6 protein-coding genes are annotated in these 6,460 nt (G+C 60.9%); 2 read left to right on the forward strand and 4 right to left on the reverse strand.

Annotated elements, in window-relative coordinates; genetic code table 11:
- The first annotated feature begins 98 nt into the window (after nt 1–98).
- Nucleotides 99–605 carry a hypothetical protein gene (locus ACOQFP_RS01600; RefSeq protein WP_421583232.1) on the forward strand — a complete coding sequence of 169 codons (507 nt, stop codon included), beginning with the start codon at nt 99–101 and terminating at the stop codon, nt 603–605.
- 992 nt (nt 606–1,597) lie between these two features.
- Nucleotides 1,598–1,723 (forward strand): hypothetical protein, encoded by a 126-nt coding sequence (locus ACOQFP_RS01605; RefSeq protein ID WP_421583233.1) that lies wholly within the window; start codon nt 1,598–1,600, stop codon nt 1,721–1,723.
- A gap of 185 nt (nt 1,724–1,908) precedes the next feature.
- On the opposite strand, the gene ACOQFP_RS01610 is transcribed toward ACOQFP_RS01605, so the two are convergent.
- From ACOQFP_RS01610 to ACOQFP_RS01625, 4 genes are all read right to left on the reverse strand, one after another.
- The gene (locus ACOQFP_RS01610) at nt 1,909–2,487 is read right to left on the reverse strand and encodes a hypothetical protein (protein WP_421583234.1); all 579 of its coding nucleotides are present in this window, start codon (nt 2,485–2,487) and stop codon (nt 1,909–1,911) included.
- A gap of 743 nt (nt 2,488–3,230) precedes the next feature.
- Nucleotides 3,231–3,833 (reverse strand): SMI1/KNR4 family protein, encoded by a 603-nt coding sequence (locus ACOQFP_RS01615; protein ID WP_421583235.1) that lies wholly within the window; start codon nt 3,831–3,833, stop codon nt 3,231–3,233.
- 835 nt (nt 3,834–4,668) lie between these two features.
- Nucleotides 4,669–4,836, reverse strand: coding sequence for a hypothetical protein (locus tag ACOQFP_RS01620; protein ID WP_421583236.1), 168 nt, complete (start codon nt 4,834–4,836; stop codon nt 4,669–4,671).
- The gene (locus ACOQFP_RS01625; protein WP_421583237.1) at nt 4,837–5,928 is read right to left on the reverse strand and encodes a hypothetical protein; all 1,092 of its coding nucleotides are present in this window, start codon (nt 5,926–5,928) and stop codon (nt 4,837–4,839) included.
- Nucleotides 5,929–6,460: the final 532 nt, after the last annotated feature.

Raw genomic sequence — 6,460 nt, forward strand, 5'->3', positions numbered from 1 at the left:
GCACCCGAACCCCGCACCGACACGCCCCAGGGTGGGGAATTACGTGACAGCGGGTGGGGAATTACATGACGGACAACCCCTCAACCCTGGGGAATTACGTGACCGCTGACAATCCGATCAGTGGCTGCGGATTCGACAACACGCTCGGACTGTACGAGATCCAATCCCTGCCCGAGATCTTCACAGTCGAGCATCATGCACGTCTTGATCCAGCCGCTATCGAACTGATCTTCAACTGCCCATCCGCGCTGTCAGCCCTTCCGACACCGGGACCACGGCCCCTGCTCGACCTCTCGATCTTCCCCTCAGGGATCTGCCGATTCGACACCACCGGACCGATACCTGCGTTCACCGGTGCCCGGATATGGAACAGCACCGATCCTGTTCTGAGCGAAGAGGTACTAGCAGATCTACCGGCAGCAAGCCCTTGCACCGAAACCGCCACCTCGGTCGTCGCCGTTGCTGTCACCGACTCCGCGGCGGACGATTGGCGACCGGTGACTATCGCCGTCGAGCTCGACGGCTGCCGCCGCATACTCGGGGACGGATTCACCCCACTCACCGCATCGCCGAATATCGTCGCCGCGCTATCGAGCACTGGGTGACAGCCGGAGAAGGTCCCTTTCAGTCTTGCCGACGGCTTCGGTCTTCCGAGGCCAAGTTGCACGGGCCACCCAACGCCTGCTCTACATCTGACCTAATCGACGATCGATTACGGAGATTCGACTTATGAGCATTTCTGGTAGCGGCACGATTCCCACGGGCAGTCCGGCGGCAGGGCGATGAGACCATACATTCCCGTTCCCCCGCGACTGACTCTCTAGATGGATCTTTCTTGGATGAGTACGCCGAGATCTTCCGGGATGACTCCCTGCCTGTCGATGTGGGTGGAACTACAGTTCACAGTTGGGTTCTTCATCAAGGTAGTAGTGCAGGTATCACCTAGGGGATGTGGTGACGCTGCATTGATGTCGGCGTTGGGCCGCGTGCGCGCAGCGTATTGCGCAGTGAGGGACACCCTCATGGCGTCTATCCGGTCTTCGGCATGGACTACGGTGTGTTGCTCGAAGTGCCGACAACCAGAGACAGCAGTCCCGACTTCAGCGATCAGATTGACCCAAGTGTGGAGCAGGCTCTTGTCTTTTACGGAAACGCATCCCGTCCGCTCGACGATGGTGGCTATCGATTCGAGGTGGACCTGTGGTCGTGGCCTTTGCCTCCACCTCGAGCGTTGACTATGACACTCGACTGGCCGGTCGTAGGCGTTGAGAATGTCGCGTTGAGGGTCGATGGGGCGGCCATCGTTTCCGCGGCGGTCTAAGGGTTTGATTCCGCTGCCCTGGGCTTCGTCGCCAAGCAAACCTAGTTCCGTTCGATGTGGGCTACCCATGGTCGTCGCGAGAGAGGCGTCGTGCAGTCCGCGGGTTACCTCCGCGCCAGGCATCCAGAACTAGTACCCGAATATCCGAAACCGTAGAGCGACAGCATCTACAGTGACGCCGGCCGTCACACTCATGTCTAGGTATCAGAGTCATTTCCGCGCAGTTGGTACGCGATGTTCGTGGGTAATGGTAACGGGTTGAATCGGGTGGCTTCGATGTCAGCCGGTCGTGGTGTTCCCGCTGGTGGCGGGCTCGGAGCCTGCAGGCCCGCCAACTACATCGGCGTCCTCGACGCCCTTGAGCATTTCGACGGAACGTCGACACACCTGCTCTACATGTAGCGCAGAACCATTGCAGCAGAACCGAACCTGTCGGTACCACCCGGATACTCGACCCTATGAGGATCCGAACCACGGGCCGTCACTAGGTTGAGCTCCTCGGTCAGATGAACCGCACGCTGCACGCATTCGACGTAAGTCGCTCGAATTATCCTGTGCGGTCGCAGATCGCGTCAGCGGCTGGGCCTCTAGGGCCCGTCGAGGCTCGGCTCTTCTGCCTCCATCAACTCGACGTCCTCGGGTGACAAGATCTCGTTCGGGTCGTAGTTCTTCGTCAGCTGCCCGCCGTCTTCCTGTGCGGCGGTCGGATCCAGAACGATCTGCACGCCCGCTGCCAGGGGCTCGACCAGATCGCGTGACCCGAAACTTCGTGCGAATGCCGCACCCACCGCATCAGCGGCCAAGATCTCGCCCAGAACGGAATCGTTCAGATCGACCTCGCTACCCATATCGCGTGACGACATCATGCACGACCAAAAGTATGTTCCAACAATCGATTGCGCTGTCTCCCAATGAGTCTCCAGCCCGGCTGCAACAGCTTGGTCGCGGAGCTGCGCTCGCATAGCCTTGCCGTTAGCTGCGCGCATCGGCGTTGCTTCGCCGATCTGGTCGATGTAATGCTCGTACCCGGGACGGGCAAACGACTCGGTCACCTCTACGACCGACGCCCAGTTCGGGCCGAGCCACTGGCCCATCTTCTCTTCGGTGACCTCGAACTCCGCGATCTTCCGCGCATGGTCGATGTAGTACTCCCGATTGGGGTTCATGACGTCCAACCCCGCGTCTGGTCGGGCGTACTCCACCCAGTGGTTGGTTTAACCGATCCCAGGGCAGTCCCGAATCCGGCGAGGACGAGGAACGGCGGAGGCTCCGAGACTCGCCGGTCGCATTCCTGCAATAGCTGATCCTATCTCGGGAGTCCAAGCCGAATTCCTCGAAACATGTTCCCAACACCAGCTTTTCACACGGACGCCAGCTGCCAGCACATCATTAAACAGTATCGGGAGATAGTAGATCAGGACTGCCCCTCAACCTCCCGCGAAAGTTCCTCGTACAGCTCTTCACTGATCGCAGCAAGGCCCAGTACCCAACCGCTCGGGCCGGGTCGGTCGGGACGCTCTCGAACGAAACCGGCTGCAAAGCTGACTGGTTCATTCTCCAGGCCGACCCATTCCACTCGAATGTGTTGCGGGGTCGGATCGACTATCCGCCCCGGGTGACCCCCGCGCAACACACGTGGTTCAGCCGATGGATTGTAGATACCCTCGGCGCTGTCCGGTCCCGTGTACGCGACGGGTTGGCCGTAGACGGCTTTGCTTTCAGGCAGGGAATCCGGCTCGTGGTCACCGAAAAAGGCGTTGAACATGAGTTCACTCCATCTGACGTTCGCGCTAGAAATGGTCTCGAAAGGCGTTGCACTGTGCCGGTATAGAACACTTCTGGTCGCGACCGGATTTTAACGTGTGTTTTTTGTGAGGCTTCTGCTGCCCGGTCAGTCGCATTCGACGGGTCAGGGATAGTCCCAATAGAGTTGTCCCTCTTCGATATAGGGCACCCAGCCCCGACAAGCTGCGCCTGCCTGGAGTGCGTCGGTCGCTTCCCGAAGCATGCTGGCAATAGAGGGCCAACGCGAAGTTCCGTCGTCAGTGCCCTCGCCAGAAAATTCGATGACGCATCCCGTGTCAGATCCTGGGCGGGTGTCTACGACCAACCGCTCGCGGGTGTCGTCTGCGGCGATCGGAATGAAGCTGGGGAGGTAGGTGAAGGCTGTGCTTCCAGCCGGTTGTGAATTGGGTCGCCTGCCTTCCCGCTGTTCGAACTCTGCGGCGGTATCGGACCAAATGGACACCAGCGAGTGCCAGTCGACCTCGAGTTCAGCGAGGGTGATAGGTCGAAACCCCGGGAAAATTTGCGGGAAGGCGCGGCCTTGGTCGCTGCCGTTATGGAGGCCGAACCATGCATGTAGCTCTGGGGCCCACCGTTGGCCGGTTGCTTGTTCGGCGGCTTTGACTCGGCTTGGCGCGGCAGGCGGGTTCAGCCCGGCGACAGTCACGGGGGCATGAATGTGAAGCCACTCCGTGAGCCTGGTCCACTGTTCGAGGAGCTCGTGCATCAGGAAACCGTATCGTCGACCGGTTGGGATCTCGCGAACGTCAGTCGAATGTCCCGTCATTGTCTTGCACTCGACCCTTCACTGCTCCCGTGCGATCGGAGGTCTCTTGTGAGATGCAGCGTGCGGTAAAGCTCTCCTGTCATCAGCCAATACCCTTGCAGTGTCCGCACAGGTCGACCGCGAATTTCCTCCAGACCGTCACCTGGGGTGTCAGGATTTAGGTTTTTCGGTCGAGCACGGCGAGGGTGAGGTCGATGATGTCGTCGTCGGACACATGCGGGCAGCTGTGCCCAGCATTAGTCTCGAATAGCATTGTCCACCAACGATCGTCACGGCTATCGTTGCCTGTTGCCGAGTGTCCGCTGATGTGGGTGGTGGGGGTAGCGAGTGTCGGAGTATCTCGGCCCAGTGTGCGAGGTCGTCGTGCACGAACTCGGACCACAGTGTGCGTACGGCAGGAGTGCCGATTGCGTGTGCCAGTGCAGTGCGGGTGAGCTGTTCGTCGGTGAGCTGGCTCTCGAGGCTGGCGAGGAGGGCGGCGATGACGGTGCGGGGTGGCTGACCGGTGAGGTGTTCGGGATCGGGCCACCCGGGTGTGGCAAGAGCATTCTCGGAGAAAAGATCTGTGATCAGACTCGGTCCAGTTGCCTATCTCTGAGTGACAATTGCTGGGTCTATGCCGGAGTCGGCGGCGACTCGGTCGATGAAGGACGGGTCGACGAGGCTGTCGGGTGCCTGCATCGATTCTCTGACGGCACGAAGTACCCGTGGACGGTCCGTGTCTCTCTCTGCCATATCGACATTCAACCTTGATCGGATCGATCTGGTCGGTGATCTATGTGACGACCAGCCGCAGTACGGTCCCTTTGACGTTCCATAGTTCGCCGAGATTGGTGTGCGCCGCGGCGACCACGTCGCGGGCCCGTGTGCCGGTGAGAAGGCCGAGGACGAAGCGTTCGATTCGGTGCTGACACTGCGTCAACGAGGCTTTTCCGCGGTCCACTCAGGGTGCTCCCCGCCGGTGTCGCACACCCACCTGAGCTTCACCGCTGTCGGGAGTTGCGGTGTCGGTGAGCCAATAGGTTTCGTCGGGGGCCCATCCCGCGATGACGCTCGATGTGGCGTCGTCCACGCTGATTGCCGTGCCCGCTGCGGCGAGATATCCCTCGGCCGTGAGGTGAACACCATCGTAGTGCTCCGCCACCCGTGGCCAGTCAGGAATGGACCAGCGCCCGGCCCGACATGTGGTGGAGTACCAGTCGTGCCGCTTCTGTGCGGTGACCTCGACAGGGAACTCTGTGCACAGCTGCGCCCACGCCTGCGCGCCGTCGATCTCGTACACACGAACACCGCCAGGAATACGCAAGCGCCGCGAGACCGCCCGCATCCACCCCGTGCTGTCCTCGACGAACCATAGCTCCGCCGGGGTGCCATCGAACAACGAGCGAGTCGAGCTCCGTGTCGGAGGGACCGACCACCACTCACCGGAAGAGCCCGCGGCCGGGTCCGCCGGCCGCTCGCTCGCCGCTCGTTCTTCTTGCGTTACCGTGCGAGCACCGTAGTCGCGCAACGTCTCCGCGGCGGTTCGGGTGACCGCCGAGTCATCCCGAAATAGCGTGTCTGTGTCTTCCCACCCCACGATCGACTGATCAGCGGCCGCAAGCCCCGTTGACCACCACTGTGCGTGCGGGGTTGGGGCGAGGTGTTCCGCGATCCGTTCCAGCTCCACCCTGACAGAAGCGGTGGCCGCGAGAACGTCCTCACCGCTCGGTGGCTGCCAGTACCTCGCGTGATCGACCGCTACAGCAAGGGCCGAACGCAGAACGTCCGCTGTCATTTCCGGGAGCGGCACCCGAGACAAGCGATCTGCCACATCCTCCGCTGTCACCACGGTCCGCCGTGCTTCCTCAGCACCGGGTCCGAACATCACCACTCCAGCACCCTGGTCCACGTCCAGGCGGTACGACGCCAGGAACACCGCAGAGCGGAACGAATCTTCGGCATCGACGCCCGAATGCTCCTCCGCGAGCAGCGCATACTCGAGGAGTAACCGACGACCACGCGGGCCGGACAGTAGCCATTCGTCGGTGCTCATTCGTGCACCCTCTCAGACTGTCGACCAGCAAGCCATCGAAAACAACGTAACGCGCTCACCCCGACGTCATCTGCGCAGCCGAATCCACGACTGAGCACTTCAGCGATTGCAACCATCCGGGCCTCGCACGCCCATCACTGCAAGTAGGCGAGGCTTGGGTCGGCAGCGAATCACTGATTCATCGAATGCAACACGCAACGGTTTACCGATAGCCCTGCATATCGAAGTGCTCGTATTGCTCCATGTCCCTCAGCTGCGACATGGACCGCTGAGCTTTGAGCGATGTCTGGCGTTCATTCATTCAACCGACTGGCATAGCCTGGTGGACTACCTGATCTCTACCGTCCACCGGCTCGTTGACTGTCGCCATCCTTACTGAACACCGCACTCTCGGGACTGCCCCGAGTTCGGTTGACTCGTTGGGTTGAGTGAATCAGGCCGCGTGTGCGGACTGATTGATTGTCTCAAACTCGGTTGGGGTGAGTTTGCCGAGCCGGCGTTGGCGACGCTTGCGATGGTAGGTCCGTTCGAT

It is taken from the genome of Rhodococcus sp. MALMAid1271 (genome assembly GCF_049195265.1).
Classification (GTDB): Bacteria; Actinomycetota; Actinomycetes; order Mycobacteriales; family Mycobacteriaceae; genus Rhodococcoides.

Bases quoted from the DNA above. Each gene is read 5' to 3' on its own strand.
- ACOQFP_RS01605 (WP_421583233.1), top strand. From the start codon at position 1,598: ATGTCAGCCGGTCGTGGTGTTCCCGCTGGTGGCGGGCTCGGAGCCTGC.
- ACOQFP_RS01610 (WP_421583234.1), bottom strand. From the start codon at position 2,487: ATGAACCCCAATCGGGAGTACTACATCGACCATGCGCGGAAGATCGCG.
- ACOQFP_RS01615 (WP_421583235.1), bottom strand. From the start codon at position 3,833: ATGCACGAGCTCCTCGAACAGTGGACCAGGCTCACGGAGTGGCTTCAC.
- ACOQFP_RS01625 (WP_421583237.1), bottom strand. From the start codon at position 5,928: ATGAGCACCGACGAATGGCTACTGTCCGGCCCGCGTGGTCGTCGGTTA.